Here is a 15,061-nt window from a genome sequence, read left to right as displayed (position 1 = left end):
ACATGAATGCCTGGACCGTAATCGTCGAACATCCGCCTTTCTTCTATACCTTGGCCGCGGTGCTGGGGTTGCTGGTGGGCAGCTTTCTCAATGTGCTGGCGTACCGTCTGCCAATCATGCTCGAGCGCCAATGGCAGCGGGAGGCGCAGGAGGTGCTGGGGCTGCCGCAGGCCGAGCACGAGCGCTTCGACCTGTGCCTGCCAGCTTCGCGTTGCCCGCACTGCCAGCGCCAGATCCGCGCCTGGGAAAACATTCCGCTGCTGAGTTACCTGGCCCTGCGCGGGCGGTGCGCGGGGTGCAAGGCGCGAATCAGCCTGCGTTATCCCCTGGTGGAGCTTGGCAGCGCCCTGCTCTCGCTGTTGGTGGCCTGGCATTTCGGGCCGGGTGTCGAGGCGCTGGGGGTGATGCTGCTGACCTGGGGGCTGATCGCCTTGAGCCTGATCGATGCCGAGCACCAGTTGCTGCCGGATGTGCTGGTGCTGCCGCTGTTGTGGCTGGGGTTGATCGTCAACGCCTTCGGGCTGCTGGTGCCGCTGAGCGATGCGCTGTGGGGCGCGGTGGCGGGTTACCTGAGTTTGTGGTCGGTGTACTGGGTCTTCAAGCTGATCACCGGCAAGGAGGGCATGGGCTTCGGCGACTTCAAGCTGCTGGCCATGCTCGGTGCCTGGGGCGGCTGGCAGATCCTGCCGCTGACCTTGATGCTGGCGTCCTTAGCGGGGGCGTTGATCGGGCTGACGCTTGTGCGTCTTAAGCGCATGCAAATGGGCGCGGCATTGCCTTTCGGGGCTTATCTGGCCATTGCGGGGTGGATCGCATTGCTCTGGGGTGATGAAATAGTCGCCTCATACCTGCAACTGCTTGGAACCTGATGAGCACAGCGCCCTTCACACCCTGGATTCTTGGCCTCACCGGCGGCATCGGCAGCGGCAAGAGCGCCGCCGCCGAGCGTTTCGTCGAACTGGGCGTGCACCTGGTCGATGCCGACCAGGCTGCGCGCTGGGTCGTCGAGCCGGGGCGCCCTGCCCTGGCCAGTATCGTCGAGCGCTTTGGCGCAGGCGTGCTGCAGGCGGACGGCCAGCTCGACCGTGGCGCCCTGCGCCAGCTGATCTTCGCCGACCCGAGCCAACGGCAATGGCTGGAACAACTGCTGCACCCGCTGATCGGCCAGGAGATCTTCAGCTACCTGGCCAAGGCCGAGACGCCCTATGCGGTGTACGTTTCGCCGCTGTTGATCGAGTCGGGGCAGCACCAGAAGACCCAGCGCATCCTGGTGATCGACGCGCCGACCGAGTTGCAGGTGCAACGCACCTTGGCCCGCGACAACACCAGCGCGGAACAGGTGCAGGCGATTCTCAAGGCCCAATTGGCCCGGGAAGAGCGCCTGCGCCATGCCGATGACGTGGTGATCAACGATCGTGACCTGCAATCGCTGCACGACGAGATCGACCGCCTGCACCACTTTTACCTGACTTTACGAGGAGGCCAGCCATGAGCCAGCCGATGACCGTTGATTGCCCGACCTGCGGGGCGCCCGTGGAATGGGGCGAGCAGAGCCCGTTCCGGCCCTTCTGCTCGGACCGCTGCAAGTTGATCGACCTGGGCGCCTGGGCGGCCGAGGAGCACAAGATCGCCGGGGCGGAGGAGTCCGAGGATGAGCTGTATTCGGGGGACCTGGAGCCGCGGCACTAAACGGATCGCGCAGCCTTGACAACAGCTGCTGCTTGAATCCTGGGGCCGCGTTGCGGCCCATCGCTGGCAAGCCAGCTCCCACAGGGACGGCGCTTGGCTTTAGGTTTACGCGGTCGGTGTGGGAGCCGGCTTGCCGGCGAGAGGCCGGTACAGTTCAATTCCCTCTCATACAGTGCATGCCTGTTACCTGCGAACAGACCACCCTCAGAAGTTTCGTACCGCTTAATCAGACCAAACTGAATAGGCACTCTCCCCAGCCATTGGCATCGTTCGATGCAACAGCCCTCCTCCTTGCGGCTGGCCATCCGAGCAGGACGCCAACATGCCAGAACTGTACTTCATCGCTTACGGACTGGCGGCAGGCGTGCTGCTCGACTGGATGTGCCGACCCAAAGTATTGAGGAGGGCCCTGTACGTCATCTTCATGGTGGTCGGTATCACCACTTGCTCCCAGCTGGGCGAACGGCAAGTGCTGCAGCTCGATGGCGGGCTGTGGGGGATGTTGTTCGTGCTTGTTGGCCAGCGCTTGCTGTTCAAACGCTCACGCTATTCTCGCGACGATCTGGATTGAGAAACGACAGGTCCAGATCACCGGCGACGCCGGTGCCATTCACATCACTTCTCGTCATCCTTCCACGGCGCCTGCAGATAGCGGCTGCGGTTGAAGGTCTCCAGCCACTCCGGGCAGAACACCACCAGCGCACTGATCACCGTACCGTTGATAAATGCCTCGGGGAACATCATCAGCCATAGGTAGCCAACGAAGTCACTGAGCCATTCCGGCATGGCGAAACGCTCATCCATCCACAGCAAGCCCAACCCTGCCATCAGGCACAGCAACACCGTCAACGCCGCCGGGAAGAACCCGCAACAGAAGATGTAGACGAACAGGTTACGCGGCTGGGCGCGCTCGACCAGGATCGCGCACACCTCGGTGACCAGCACCGGCAGGCCGACTATCAGCAGGCCGTTGACGCCGATGGCGGCAAGGTCCTGCCGGCCCATCAGCAACAGGCCGAGCTGGGCGAGAAAGCCGCCGAGCACGGCCAATGGCCAGTCCAGCAGCAAGGTGACGGCGGTCATGCCGATGAAGTGGTACGACACCCCGGTATCGAAATCGCGGCGCACCAGCCAGAGTATGAACAGACAGAACACCGTGCCGAACAGCAGGTGCTGGCGGCGGGTGTCGGTGAACAGCTCGACCCAGCGGGTGCGGCTGGCGGCCCAGATCAGCAGGGGCACGTAAGCTATCCAGCCAAGGGTAAGGCTGGTGCTGGACAAGACTTGTGCGCTGATCACCTGAACAATATCCCTGTCGGCCATGTGGATAAGCCTGAGTCTACACCCATTCTCCCTTGCCACCGGTTGCTATAGGCTGGCAGCTCCTTTCGATGCAGGACGCGTCCGCCATGCCTGAAGGACTTAACCTGCCGCTACTGCTCGGTGCGGCGTTCAGCGCCATCGCCGGCGTGCTGCACCTGGCGGTGATCGCCGTTGGCCCGCGCTGGTACCGCTTGTTCGGCGCCGGCGAGCGCATGGCCAGGGCGGCGGAGCAAGGACGCGCCTACCCCGCCTTGGTTACTGCGGCGATCGCGGCGGTGCTGCTCGTCTGGTCGGCCTATGCCTTGTCGGCGGCTGGGCTGATGCGCCCATTGCCTTTGCTGTTGCCGGTGATCTGCCTGATTACCCTGGTGTACCTGGCGCGGGGCCTGCTGGGGCCGCTGGTGTTGGCTGGCACCGGGCGCAGCCGGCGGTTTATCGCGGTCAGTTCGGCCATTTGTTTGGGCGGCGGGCTGTTGCATCTGCTGGGGGTGGTGCAGCAATGGCTGGTGCTGGGCTGATTCCTACGCACAAACAGCATCTTACCGTCATCAATTAGCGACTAAGCTTGTCCCCATGGATGACTCAGACTACCTCCGCCTGCTTACCATCCAGGCCGAGCAAGCCAATGCGTTCCTGTCCAATGCCCGCAAATGGGAGCGCGAGCGTTGGGTCTGCCAGCGCCTGCTGCAAGGGCTGAACATCCCCTACCGCAGCGAGGACTTCACCCCGGCCGGGCAAGAGCCGCCGGACGTGCTGTTCCGCGACGCTGCGTTCGAGGTGTTCTTCGTGCTCGACGAGGGCCGCCGGCTCAACGACGAATGGCGCGAGGAGCTGCAACGGCGGCGCAGCGCCTTCTCCCTGGCCCAGCTGGTGCGCCGCGAGCAGCGGCCCCGGCGCATCAGTGCCCAGGAACTGCTGGCGCGCCTGGCGCCGACCCTGCGCAAGAAGTCGCACAACTACCGCGAGCGCGGACTGGACCTGAGCGAGCTGGACATCATCGCCTTCGCCAGCCTCAAGCGCGAGGTGCTCGACCTCAACAGCCATTTCCCGCCGCCCACCGAGTACCTGCGCCAGGGCTGGCGGTCGCTGTCGCTGGTGGGGCCGACCTTCGCCCGGGTGCTGTTCGCCCACCCGGACGCGCCGGATTTCCTGCGCGGCAACCTGGGGCGCAGCATCGTGTTCGACGTAGGCATCAGTCTTTGATCCAGTGCCGGGTGTCTTTGCGATCACGTACACTCGGCGCCAGGGATAGAAAGCATTATCATTCGACCCATGCGTTTGCGTGAACGCTGTGGCGTACACGCAGTCACGAACGTCTATCTGACGAGGCCCACCATGACCAGCCGCCTGAATCCTGAAGATCAGCGTCGCGTCGATGAGTATCTGAGCGCCCCCCAGCATCAAGTCGAGCGCCGGCCCTTCCGGCCGTGGCTGCTCCTGTTGCTGGTGGTGGCCGTGACCATCGGTCTGGGCCTGTTGAGCCGCTTGCTGAGTGGACTGGTGCTATGAGCTGCCTTGCGCTCGCCCGCCCCTCATGCCGGATGCGGCCGGACCTTGTGTCCACGAATTCCGTAAAACTTGTGAGATATCCCCATGACTCATCGCATCGTGATTGTCGGCGGCGGCGCCGGCGGCCTGGAACTGGCGACCCGCCTGGGTAAAAGCCTGGGCAAGCGCAAACAGGCCGAGATCACCCTGGTTGATGCCAACCTGACGCACATCTGGAAGCCACTGCTGCACGAAGTGGCGGCCGGCTCGCTGAACTCCTCGGAAGACGAACTGAACTACGTGGCCCAGGCCAAGTGGAACCACTTCAACTTCCAGATGGGGCGCATGAGCGGCCTGGACCGCGAAAGCAAACTGATCCAGCTGGCCGCGACCCTCGACGACGAGGGCCGTGAGCTGCTGCCTGCGCGCACCATCGGCTACGACACCCTGGTCATTGCCGTGGGCAGCAACACCAACGACTTCGGCACCCTGGGCGCGGCGCAGCACTGCCTGTTCCTCGACAGCCGCAAGCAGGCCGAGCGCTTCCACCAGCAACTGCTCAACCACTATCTGCGCGCTCATGCGGGTGATGTGGCCAGCGAGCAGATCAGCGTGGCCATCGTCGGCGCCGGCGCCACCGGCGTGGAGCTGGCAGCCGAGCTGCACAACGCCGCCCACGAGCTGGCGGCTTATGGCCTGGACAAGATCCAGCCCAAAGACATGCACATCACCATCATCGAAGCCGGCCCACGGGTGTTGCCGGCGCTGCCGGAGCGCATCAGCGTGCCGGTGCACAAGACCCTGGAAAAACTCGGGGTAACGGTGATGACCAACGCCGCCGTCAGCGAAGTGACCGCCGATGGCCTGAAGACCGCCTCGGGCGAAGTGATCCAGGCCAGCTTGAAGGTCTGGGCGGCGGGCATTCGCGCACCGGGCTTCCTCAAGGACATCGACGGCCTGGAGACCAACCGCATCAACCAGCTGGTGGTGCGCCCGACCCTGCAGACCACCCTGGACGACAACATCTTCGCCTTCGGCGACTGCGCCGCCTGCCCGCAACCGGGTACCGACCGCAATGTGCCGCCACGGGCCCAGGCCGCGCACCAGCAGGCCTCGCTGCTGGCCAAGAGCCTCAAGCTGCGCCTGGAGAACAAGGCGCTGCCGACCTACGAGTACAAGGACTATGGCTCGCTGGTATCGCTGTCGCGCTTCTCGGCGGTGGGTAACCTGATGGGTAACCTGATGGGCAGCGTCAAGCTGGAAGGCTGGCTGGCGCGGATGTTCTATGTGTCGCTGTATCGCATGCACCAGATGGCGCTGTACGGGACCTTCCGCACCTTGATGCTGATGCTGGGCAGCAAGATTGGCCGGGGCACCGAGCCGCGTCTGAAGCTGCACTGAGGCATCCAGGCCTTGAGGCTGCTCTGTAGGAGCGGCTTCAGCCGCGATGCAGGCACTGCGGTGCCTGGCACCCGCTTTGCGGGTGATCGCGGCTGAAGCCGCTCCTACAGGGATCGAGCCGAATCAACGCGGCCGCTACTGTTTACTTGACCACGCGATACGTACTCTGCACAAACCCGCTCTCGTAACTGGTCGTCCTCATGTGCTGCAACAGCACATCCTTCGCCAACTCGCCGAACAACGGTATCCCCTGCCCCAGCAGCACGGGGATGCGGGTGATGGTCAGTTCATCCACCAGCCCCTCGCGCAAGAACCCCTGAATCAGCTTGCCGCCATCCAGGTACAGGCTCTTTGCGCCCGTGGCCTGCAGGTGCTCGAGCAGCGCCGGGATCGGCCCGGGGTGCAGCTCGACGCGCTCTGATACGCCCCTGGGCAGCGCCTCGAGAGTACTGCTGACCACCACTACTCGCGTATCCGGATAGGGCCACTCGCCAAAGGTCATGACCTTGTCGAAGGTGCCGCGCCCCATCACCAACGTATCGACACCCGCCATGAACCCGGCATAACCATGGTCGTCAGCGGACTGGGTGGCGCCCATCAACCAATCGAGGCCGCCATCTTCACGGGCAATATAGCCATCCAGGCTGGTGGCGATGAAAACACTGGCTTTGAGTGGCATGTGCGGGCGCTCCTGCGGGCAAAGGCCACAGGGTAGCAAAGGGCGGGGATATAAATCGCGGACAAAAGAAAAAGGGCATCTCAATCGAGATGCCCTTTTTACATGGTGGGTCGTGTAGGATTCGAACCTACGACCAATTGGTTAAAAGCCAACTGCTCTACCAACTGAGCTAACGACCCGGAAAATGGTCGGGGTGAGGGGATTCGAACTCCTGACATCCTGCTCCCAAAGCAGGCGCGCTACCGGACTGCGCTACACCCCGAGATTGGCTCCGCGACCTGGACTCGAACCAGGGACCCAATGATTAACAGTCATTTGCTCTACCGACTGAGCTATCGCGGAACTGAACTTCGGTACATCTTTACTGCTTCGAAGTCTGTGTTAGCTTCGATCTCTTTGGCTATCCGCTTTCGCGTTGTCGCTGCTGAGGCCGGCTATTCTACATTCTTCGTTTTGCTTGTCAACCACTTTTTTTCGTTCAACTTACTGATTTGTAAGTTATTTTCAGATCGTCGGTGTTGCTGGCGATCTGCTCAGTGCCTGACAGCGGGGCGAATATTAGGGGCACTCTGATTTTTGTGCAAGCACTTTTTTCAAAATTTTCAGCAAGTTAGCTTGGAAGCCAGAAAATCAGGGGTTTGCGCTGCCTGTACTGGCCTTATCGCGGGGCAAGCCCGCTCCCACGCATTGGCTACCTTCTGGCGCAGATTGGCGTGGGACCGGGCTTTGTCCCGCGACAAGACCGGACAGCACACATAAAAAAGCCCCGCTTACGCGGGGCTCTTCGTTTACTGCAGGTCAGCCAAAGACGATCTCGTCGCCCTCGACCTTCGCGGTGATCGCCGCACCCGGCAGGAACTCGCCCGCCAGGATCAGCTGCGCCAGCGGGTTCTCGATCCAGCGCTGGATCGCACGCTTCAATGGCCGTGCGCCATACACCGGGTCGTAACCGACGGCGATCAGCTTGTCCAACGCCTCCGGGCTGAGGCTCAGCGACAGCTCGCGCTCGGCCAGGCGACCACGCAGGCGGCCGAGCTGGATCTCGGTGATACCGGCGATCTGCTCGCGGCCCAGCGGTTCGAACACCACCACTTCGTCGATGCGGTTGATGAACTCCGGACGGAAATGCGCGCCCACCGCATCCATCACCGCCGCACGCTGCGCCTCGCGGTCCCCGGCCAGTTCCTGGATCTGCGCCGAGCCCAGGTTGGAGGTCATCACGATCACGGTGTTGCGGAAGTCCACGGTGCGGCCGTGGCTGTCGGTCAGGCGACCATCTTCAAGCACCTGCAGCAGCACGTTGAACACATCCGGGTGGGCTTTCTCCACCTCGTCGAGCAGCACCACCGAGTACGGCTTGCGGCGCACGGCCTCGGTCAGGTAACCGCCCTCTTCATAGCCCACATACCCTGGCGGGGCACCGATCAGCCGCGCCACGGAGTGTTTCTCCATGAACTCGGACATGTCGATGCGCACCATGGCCTCTTCGGTATCGAAGAGGAACTCGGCCAGCGCCTTGCACAGTTCGGTCTTGCCCACCCCGGTGGGCCCAAGGAACAGGAACGAGCCACTCGGGCGGTTCGGGTCGGACAGCCCGGCGCGGGAACGGCGCACGGCGTTGGCCACGGCGGTCACCGCCTCGTCCTGGCCGATCACCCGTTCGTGCAGCAGGCTTTCCATCTTCAGCAGCTTCTCACGCTCGCCTTCGAGCATCTTCGCCACCGGGATGCCGGTCCACTTGGACACCACTTCGGCAATCTCTTCCTCGGTGACCTTGTTGCGCAGCAGCTGGTTGTCGGTCTTGCCGTGCTGGTCGACCATCTGCAGGCTGCGCTCCAGGTCCGGGATCACCCCGTACTGCAGCTCGGCCATGCGGCTGAGGTCGCCCTTGCGGCGCGCGGCTTCCAGTTCCTGGCGGGCCTGCTCGATCTTCTGCTGGATCTGCGCCGAACCTTGCACCTCGGCCTTTTCCGAGGCCCAGATTTCTTCGAGGTCGGAGTACTCGCGCTCCAGGCGCTCGATTTCCTCGGTCAGTTTTTCCAGGCGTTTCTTCGCCGCTTCGTCTTCTTCCTTCTTCAGCGCCTGGGATTCCACCTTCAGCTGGATCAGGCGACGGTCGAGGCGGTCGAGCACCTCCGGCTTGGAGTCGATCTCCATGCGGATGCGGCTGGCGGCTTCGTCGATCAGGTCGATGGCCTTGTCCGGCAGCTGGCGGTCGGTGATGTAGCGGTGGCTGAGCTTGGCCGCGGCAATGATCGCGCCGTCGGTGATGGCCACCTTGTGGTGCACTTCATAGCGCTCTTTCAGGCCGCGCAGGATGGCGATGGTGTCTTCCTCGCTCGGCTCCTCGACCAGCACCTTCTGGAAACGGCGCTCGAGGGCTGCGTCCTTTTCGATGAACTGGCGGTACTCGTTGAGCGTGGTGGCGCCGACACAGTGCAGCTCGCCACGGGCCAGGGCCGGCTTGAGCATGTTGCCGGCGTCCATGGCGCCCTCGCCTTTACCGGCGCCGACCATGGTGTGCAGCTCGTCGATGAACAGGATGATCTGGCCTTCCTGCTTGCTCAGTTCGTTGAGCAGGCCTTTTAGGCGCTCTTCGAACTCGCCGCGGTACTTGGCGCCGGCGATCAGCGCGCCCATGTCCAGCGCCAGCAGGCGCTTGCCCTTGAGACCGTCGGGCACTTCGCCGTTGATGATGCGCTGGGCCAGGCCTTCGGCGATGGCGGTCTTGCCGACGCCGGGCTCGCCAATCAATACCGGGTTGTTCTTGGTGCGGCGTTGCAGCACCTGGATGGTGCGGCGGATCTCGTCGTCACGGCCGATCACCGGGTCGAGCTTGCCTTCCTCGGCACGCTTGGTCAGGTCGACGGTGTACTTGTCCAGGGCCTGGCGCGATTCCTCGGCGTTGGCGTCGTTCACCGCCGCGCCGCCGCGCAGGTTGTTGATGGCGTTTTCCAGGGCCTTCTTGCTCACGCCCTGGCCGAGCAGCAGCTTGCCGACCTTGCTGTTCTCGTCCATGGCGGCGAGCAGCACCAGCTCGCTGGAGATGAACTGGTCGCCCTTCTGCTGGGCCAGGCGGTCGGCCTGGTTGAGCAGGCGCGCCAGGTCCTGGGACATGTTCACGTCGCCGGTGGGGTTCTGGATTTTCGGCAGCTGGTCGAGCTCTTTGGTCAGCGCCTTGCGCAGGCTGTTGACGTCGAAGCCGACCTGCATCAGCAGCGGCTTGATCGAGCCGCCCTGCTGGTCGATCAGCGCCTGCAGCAGGTGCAGGGGCTCGATGGCCGGGTGGTCCATGCCCACGGCCAGGGATTGGGAATCGGATAACGCGAGTTGCAGCTTGCTGGTCAGTCGGTCTATTCGCATGGGGGATACCTTCCTTTAAAGGGCAGGCGGAGCGATGGACAGCACCTGTAATGATGAACCTGCCTGAGATGACCAATAGATATGGGTGATTCTGGAAGATTCAAGCGTAGCGGGGTTGACGGAGGTCAGCAGGGCGGTGGTGGGATTGATATTGCCGGGGCTGCTGCGCAGCCCAATCGCCGGCAAGCCGGCTCCCACAGGGGCAGTACAGACTTTGGCATGTGGGAGCTGGCTTGCCAGCGATTGGGTCGTGAAGCGGCCCCAGGCTTAGCGAGGGCTGAGCCACACCAGTGAAGCAAACCGCCCACCCTGAGGGGTGCGGCGGTAGGAGAAAAAGCGCGGATCACTGACAGTGCAGAACCCACCGCCATACACGGCAGTAACACCGCATGCCGCCAGGCGAATCCGCGCCAGCTGGTAGATATCGGCCATCAGCTTGCCCGGCCGCTCGCCGTCGACGAACGCCGCGGCGGCCTCGGGATGCACGGCGGTAAAGGCATCGCGCACTTCCATGCCGACCTCGAACGCCTGCGGCCCGATGGCCGGGCCCAGCCACACCAGCACCTCTTCGGGTGGCAGGGCCAGGCGATCGAGGGTGGCTTCCAGCACGCCACCGGCCAGCCCGCGCCAGCCGGCATGGGCGGCGGCCACGCGGGTACCGGCGCGGTCGCAGAACAGGGCAGGCAGGCAATCGGCGGTCATCACGGTGCAGGCGATGCCCGGCTGGTCGGTCCAGCTGGCATCGGCCTCGGCGACCACGGCAGGGTCGGCATCGGCCACCACCAGCCCGTGCACCTGCTTGAGCCAGGCGGGCTGGATGGCGAATTCTTCGCTGAGGCGACGACGGTTCTCGGCAACCGCAGCGGGGTCATCGCCCACATGGTCGCCAAGATTGAAGGATTCATAGGGCGGCAGGCTGACGCCGCCCTCGCGGGTGGTGACACAGGCGCGTACCGAGGCCGGGGCCGGCCAGTCGGGAATGATCAGCGCCTGCGTCAGGCCACTCATCCGATAAAGCTCTCGCGGTCGTCGTTGAGCAGCGACAGCAGCCAGAGGAAGTCGTCCGGCAGCGGCGAGGCCCATTCCATGCGCTCACCGGTGGTCGGGTGATCCAAGGCCAGGAAACGGGCGTGCAGGGCCTGGCGCGGGAAGTTCTTCACCGCCTCGACCATGGCCACGCTGGCGGCCGGCGGAATGCGGAAACGCACGCCGTAGGTCTGGTCGCCGACCAGCGGATAACCGACATGCGCCATGTGCACGCGGATCTGGTGGGTGCGGCCGGTTTCCAGCTTGACCCGCACATGGGTGTGCGAGCGGAAGCGCTTGAGCACGCGGTAGTGGCTGACCGCCGGCTTGCCGCCGTCGGTGACCGCCATGCGCTGGCGCTCGCCGCCGTGGCGGCCGATCGGGGCGTCGATCTTGCCGCCGGCGATCACCACGCCGACCACGATGCACTCGTAGATACGGCTGACCGAGCGCTTCTGCAGCTGGTCGACCAGGTTGGTCTGCGCCTGCAGGGTCTTGGCCACCACCATCAGGCCCGTGGTGTCCTTGTCCAGGCGGTGCACGATACCGGCGCGCGGTACGTTGATGATGTCTGGCACATGGTGCAGCAGGGCATTGAGCAGGGTGCCGTCGGGGTGGCCCGCCGCCGGGTGGACCACCAGCCCGGCCGGCTTGTTGATCACCAGGATCTGGTCATCTTCATAGACGATGTCCAGCTCGATGTCCTGAGCCACCCATTCGCCCTGGGCCTCCTGCTCGGCCTCGAGGGCCAGGATGGAGCCGGTGTGGACGGTGTCGCGCGGCCGCAGCACCGCGCCATCGACGGTCAGGCGGCCATCTTTGATCCACGAGGACAGGCGCGAACGCGAGTACTCGGCGAACAATTGGGCGGCGACCTGGTCGAGGCGTTGGCCGCCCAGTTCGGACGGGACCTCTGCGCTAAGTTGAATGATCTCGGACATGCTCGAATCGACGGGCGTTCAGCCTTTGGTTTCGGCTGCGCGCTTGTGGTTAAATACGGCTTCTTTTGCCCCGGGGTTTGGCCGGGGGCGCTCATCATAACAGGACGGCACCGCCCAAGACAGCGGCCGTCAAAGGGACGCAAGCCGCCATGCAAGTGAAACACCTGCTGCTGATCGCCATCCTCGGGCTCACCGCTGCCTGTTCCTCGAACAAGGAAGTCATTGACGAGAACCTCAGCGAGGCCGAGCTGTACCAGCAGGCGCAGGCCGACCTGGACAACTCCAGCTATACCAGCGCCGTGAACAAGCTCAAGGCCCTGGAGTCGCGCTACCCGTTCGGCCGCTATGCCGACCAGGCCCAGCTCGAGCTGATCTACGCCAACTACAAGAACTCCGAGCCCGAGGCTGCCAAGTCGGCTGCCGAGCGCTTCATCCGCCTGCACCCGCAGCACCCGAACGTCGACTACGCCTACTACCTCAAGGGCCTGACCTCGTTCGACCAGGACCGCGGCCTGCTGGCGCGCTTCCTGCCGCTGGACATGACCAAGCGTGACCCGGGCGCCGCCCGCGACTCGTACAACGAGTTCGCCCAGCTGACCAGCCGCTTCCCCAACAGTCGCTACGCCCCGGACGCCAAGCAGCGCATGATCTACCTGCGCAACCTGCTGGCCTCCTACGAAATCCACGTGGCCAACTACTACCTGAGCCGCGAGGCCTATGTAGCAGCCGCCAACCGTGGCCGCTACGTGGTGGAGAACTTCCAGGAAACCCCATCGGTGGGTGACGGCCTGGCAGTGATGGTCGAGTCGTACCAGCGCATGCACCTGGACGAGCTGGCCGCCACCAGCCTCGAGACCCTCAAGCTCAACTACCCGGACCACCCGAGCCTGGTCGATGGCCAGTTCGTCACCAAGGTCGACGAAAACGGCAACCGCTCGTGGCTGTCCAAGGCCACCCTGGGCCTGATCGAAACCAAGACCCCGCTGCCGCCGGGCGAGACCCGCGCCAACCAGGACGTGGTCAAGCAGTTCCAGGACGCCCGCTCCGAGATGCCCGAAGAGCTGCTGCCCAAGGACGAGAACGGCGACCCGATCCTGCCGGAAGGTCCGAAGGAAGCCGAGAAGGACCGCAGCTGGTTCAGCTACATGACCTTCGGTCTGTTCGACTGATACGTCGCATGCGCAGAAAGGGAGGCCCGAGGCCTCCCTTTTTTATTGGCCGCGTCCTAGACTGTCGCCTTCTTCATTCGACAAGCTGGACACCATGGTTCGCCTACTTTTCTGGATCGCCCTGATCGCCGCCGCGTTCTGGCTGTGGCGCAAGTTCAAGACCAGTCAGCAATCACCTGCCGAACCGCGCCTGCAGGACCCGCTGCAGATGGTGCGCTGCGCCCATTGCGGCGTGCACCTGCCCAATGACCGGGCGTTGCAGCTGGGCAAGGAGTGGTATTGCAGCCAGCAGCATCTGGAGCAAGGGCCGGGGCAACAGCGCTGAGCGAGGGCCGCCCTGCGGCCTTTCGCCGGCAAGCCGGACTGCGCTGGCTTCGAACCTTGTGGGAGCCGGCTTGCCGGCGAAAGGCCCGCATAGCGGGCCCGACGAACTTAAGCCAAACGCCCTTGCGGCGCATACGGCGCCGGATCGATGATCGGCGCACGCCCCAGCAGCAGGTCGCTGAACAGCTGGCAAGACGCCGGCGCCAGCACCAGCCCGTTGCGGTAATGGCCGCAGTTCAGCCACAACCCCTCATGCCCCGGCACCGCGCCAATGTAAGGGATGCCTTCCGGCGACCCAGGGCGCAGGCCCGCCCAGTGCCCCACCACCTCGGCATCCGCCAGCGCTGGCAGCAGCTCCACTGCCGAAGCCTTCAGACTCTCGAGCGCATCACCGGTCGGGGTCTTGTCGTAGCCGGCATGCTCCAGGGTGCTGCCGACCAGGATATGCCCGTCGCGGCGCGGGATCGCGTAGCGGCCCTTGGCCAGGACCATACTCGGCAGGAAGTCCTCGGCGCACTTGAACAGGATCATCTGCCCTTTCACCGGCTCCACCGGCAGGCTCAGGCCCAATGTCTGCAGCAGATCGCCGCTCCAGGCACCGGCACTGAGCACCACCTCGTCGGCGGCCAGCACGCCCTGCTCGGTGCACACCCCGGCGACACGCCCGCTTTCATGGACAAAACCGCTGATCTGGCAATGCTCGCGCAGGGTCACGTTGGGCAGCGCCAGCAGCGCGGCCTTGAGCGACTTCACCAGGCGCGGGTTGCGTACGTTGGCCACGCCCGCCATGTAGATGGCATGGCGGTAGCCTGGCCCGAGCACCGGCACTGCGTCGTAGGCAGCCGAGATATCCACGGCGCTGAGCGGCCGCTGCTCACTGGCCGCCCAGGCCAGGGCCTCGGCTTCGTCGTCCAGGTCCAGCCAGTACAGCCCGGTGGTATGCACCTCTGGGTCGATGCCGGTGCTGGCGAACAGACGCTCGCCCAGCTGTGGATAGAAATCCTGCGACCAATGCGCCAGCGCCGTTACCGCCGGGCTATAGCGCCAGGGGTACAACGGCGAGACGATGCCGCCACCGGCCCAGGACGACTCACGCCCTACTTCGCCTTGGTCGCACACCACCACCCGGTCGACATCCGCCGCCAGGTTCAACGCCGTCAGCAGGCCGATGACGCCACCGCCGACAATCACTACTTGCTTGCTCATCGTTCGATCCAACACCTGAAGTAATTCCACGGTGCGCGGGCACCTTTTGATCTTCAGCTTCCCCAGCACGTCTGCTCGTCTGCGCTGCCGCCCGGATTGTCACGCACGCCAGCGTGATCGAGGCGGAAGTCGCCACAGCGGTCGTCGGCCATGAACGTCTCCGTCACACGGCGGGCAAGCAGTGTGAAAGCGTCTTCGTCGCGCTGCGCCTGCAGGCGGTAGTAGCGGCTGCCGGCCGGTAATACCGTGACAAGCTGCTCGCTGTCGGCATAGCCGCCGACATACGCGCGATGCTGTTCCAGGCGCAACGCCGCGTCCTGCAGCAGCCCGACCACCTCGCTGCGCGCGGCACGGCGTAGCTGGTCGCTGTAACTGGGGTAGGCAATGGCTGCCAGCATGCCGATCAGCGCCACGACAATCAATAATTCGATCAGACCAAGACCCCGCTGCAT

At 64.3% G+C, this 15,061-nt stretch carries 17 protein-coding genes and 3 tRNA genes; 10 read left to right on the top strand and 10 right to left on the bottom strand.

Annotation, left to right across the window (positions count from 1 at the left end):
* The first annotated feature begins 2 nt into the window (after nucleotides 1-2).
* From CCOS191_RS04275 to CCOS191_RS04260, 4 genes are all read left to right on the top strand, one after another.
* Entirely contained in the window at nucleotides 3-869 is an 867-nt protein-coding gene (locus tag CCOS191_RS04275; protein WP_046854175.1) for a prepilin peptidase, read from the top strand.
* Nucleotides 869-1,492 carry a dephospho-CoA kinase gene (gene coaE, locus CCOS191_RS04270; RefSeq protein WP_046854174.1) on the top strand — a complete coding sequence of 208 codons (624 nt, stop codon included), beginning with the start codon at nucleotides 869-871 and terminating at the stop codon, nucleotides 1,490-1,492. The genes CCOS191_RS04275 and coaE overlap by 1 nt, the downstream gene beginning before the upstream one ends.
* Nucleotides 1,489-1,689: a DNA gyrase inhibitor YacG gene (gene yacG, locus CCOS191_RS04265; RefSeq protein ID WP_046854173.1), complete on the top strand. Its 201-nt coding sequence runs from the start codon at nucleotides 1,489-1,491 to the stop codon at nucleotides 1,687-1,689. The genes coaE and yacG overlap by 4 nt, the downstream gene beginning before the upstream one ends.
* A gap of 322 nt (nucleotides 1,690-2,011) precedes the next feature.
* A complete protein-coding gene (locus CCOS191_RS04260) occupies nucleotides 2,012-2,260 on the top strand; it encodes a hypothetical protein (RefSeq protein WP_046854172.1) in 249 nt (82 codons plus the stop codon).
* Nucleotides 2,261-2,304: 44 nt separating this feature from the next.
* Here CCOS191_RS04260 and CCOS191_RS04255 read toward each other — a convergent pair whose 3' ends face one another.
* Entirely contained in the window at nucleotides 2,305-3,012 is a 708-nt protein-coding gene (locus tag CCOS191_RS04255) for an energy-coupling factor ABC transporter permease (RefSeq protein WP_046854171.1), read from the bottom strand.
* Nucleotides 3,013-3,098: 86 nt separating this feature from the next.
* Here CCOS191_RS04255 and CCOS191_RS04250 point away from each other — a divergent pair, with 86 nt between their 5' ends.
* From CCOS191_RS04250 to CCOS191_RS04235, 4 genes are all read left to right on the top strand, one after another.
* Nucleotides 3,099-3,530 carry a hypothetical protein gene (locus tag CCOS191_RS04250; protein ID WP_046854170.1) on the top strand — a complete coding sequence of 144 codons (432 nt, stop codon included), beginning with the start codon at nucleotides 3,099-3,101 and terminating at the stop codon, nucleotides 3,528-3,530.
* Between the two features lie 55 nt (nucleotides 3,531-3,585).
* Nucleotides 3,586-4,215, top strand: coding sequence for a DUF1780 domain-containing protein (locus CCOS191_RS04245; protein ID WP_038706811.1), 630 nt, complete (start codon nucleotides 3,586-3,588; stop codon nucleotides 4,213-4,215).
* A gap of 132 nt (nucleotides 4,216-4,347) precedes the next feature.
* Entirely contained in the window at nucleotides 4,348-4,521 is a 174-nt protein-coding gene (locus CCOS191_RS04240) for a DUF3094 family protein (protein ID WP_023631877.1), read from the top strand.
* An 84-nt stretch (nucleotides 4,522-4,605) separates the two neighbouring features.
* Nucleotides 4,606-5,901, top strand: coding sequence for an NAD(P)/FAD-dependent oxidoreductase (locus tag CCOS191_RS04235; protein ID WP_046854169.1), 1,296 nt, complete (start codon nucleotides 4,606-4,608; stop codon nucleotides 5,899-5,901).
* Nucleotides 5,902-6,043: 142 nt separating this feature from the next.
* On the opposite strand, the gene CCOS191_RS04230 is transcribed toward CCOS191_RS04235, so the two are convergent.
* The 7 genes from CCOS191_RS04230 to rluD all read right to left on the bottom strand — a co-directional run bounded on the left by CCOS191_RS04230 (nucleotide 6,044) and on the right by rluD (nucleotide 11,910).
* Nucleotides 6,044-6,580 (bottom strand): dihydrofolate reductase family protein, encoded by a 537-nt coding sequence (locus CCOS191_RS04230; protein ID WP_046854168.1) that lies wholly within the window; start codon nucleotides 6,578-6,580, stop codon nucleotides 6,044-6,046.
* Nucleotides 6,581-6,683: 103 nt separating this feature from the next.
* Nucleotides 6,684-6,759, bottom strand: a tRNA-Lys gene (locus CCOS191_RS04225).
* Nucleotides 6,760-6,765: 6 nt separating this feature from the next.
* A tRNA-Pro gene (locus tag CCOS191_RS04220) sits at nucleotides 6,766-6,842 on the bottom strand.
* A gap of 4 nt (nucleotides 6,843-6,846) precedes the next feature.
* Nucleotides 6,847-6,922: transfer RNA gene (locus CCOS191_RS04215), tRNA-Asn, on the bottom strand.
* A gap of 456 nt (nucleotides 6,923-7,378) precedes the next feature.
* Entirely contained in the window at nucleotides 7,379-9,943 is a 2,565-nt protein-coding gene (gene clpB, locus CCOS191_RS04210) for an ATP-dependent chaperone ClpB (RefSeq protein WP_023631670.1), read from the bottom strand.
* Nucleotides 9,944-10,210: 267 nt separating this feature from the next.
* A complete protein-coding gene (gene pgeF / locus CCOS191_RS04205) occupies nucleotides 10,211-10,951 on the bottom strand; it encodes a peptidoglycan editing factor PgeF (RefSeq protein WP_046854167.1) in 741 nt (246 codons plus the stop codon).
* Nucleotides 10,948-11,910, bottom strand: a complete 963-nt coding sequence (rluD, locus tag CCOS191_RS04200) for a 23S rRNA pseudouridine(1911/1915/1917) synthase RluD (RefSeq protein ID WP_038706814.1) — start codon at nucleotides 11,908-11,910, stop codon at nucleotides 10,948-10,950. Before rluD ends, pgeF begins: the two co-directional genes overlap by 4 nt.
* Nucleotides 11,911-12,059: 149 nt before the next feature.
* Between rluD and CCOS191_RS04195 the strand changes: the two genes are divergently transcribed.
* Nucleotides 12,060-13,079 carry an outer membrane protein assembly factor BamD gene (locus CCOS191_RS04195; protein ID WP_046854166.1) on the top strand — a complete coding sequence of 340 codons (1,020 nt, stop codon included), beginning with the start codon at nucleotides 12,060-12,062 and terminating at the stop codon, nucleotides 13,077-13,079.
* A gap of 94 nt (nucleotides 13,080-13,173) precedes the next feature.
* Nucleotides 13,174-13,404, top strand: a complete 231-nt coding sequence (locus CCOS191_RS04190) for a PP0621 family protein (protein ID WP_023632576.1) — start codon at nucleotides 13,174-13,176, stop codon at nucleotides 13,402-13,404.
* 107 nt (nucleotides 13,405-13,511) lie between these two features.
* Here the strand turns inward: CCOS191_RS04190 and thiO are convergent, their stop codons facing one another.
* Together thiO and CCOS191_RS04180 are read right to left on the bottom strand one after the other, a co-directional pair.
* Nucleotides 13,512-14,609 (bottom strand): glycine oxidase ThiO, encoded by a 1,098-nt coding sequence (thiO, locus tag CCOS191_RS04185; RefSeq protein WP_046854165.1) that lies wholly within the window; start codon nucleotides 14,607-14,609, stop codon nucleotides 13,512-13,514.
* Nucleotides 14,610-14,662: 53 nt separating this feature from the next.
* On the bottom strand, nucleotides 14,663-15,061 hold the full coding sequence (locus CCOS191_RS04180; RefSeq protein ID WP_046854164.1) for a type IV pilin protein: 399 nt from the start codon (nucleotides 15,059-15,061) through the stop codon (nucleotides 14,663-14,665).

This window comes from Pseudomonas sp. CCOS 191, from assembly GCF_001007005.1.
In the GTDB taxonomy this organism is placed as follows: domain Bacteria; phylum Pseudomonadota; class Gammaproteobacteria; order Pseudomonadales; family Pseudomonadaceae; genus Aquipseudomonas; species Aquipseudomonas soli.
Note: the sequence above shows the minus strand (reverse complement) of the source record. Positions and strands in the feature narration are given on the sequence as shown.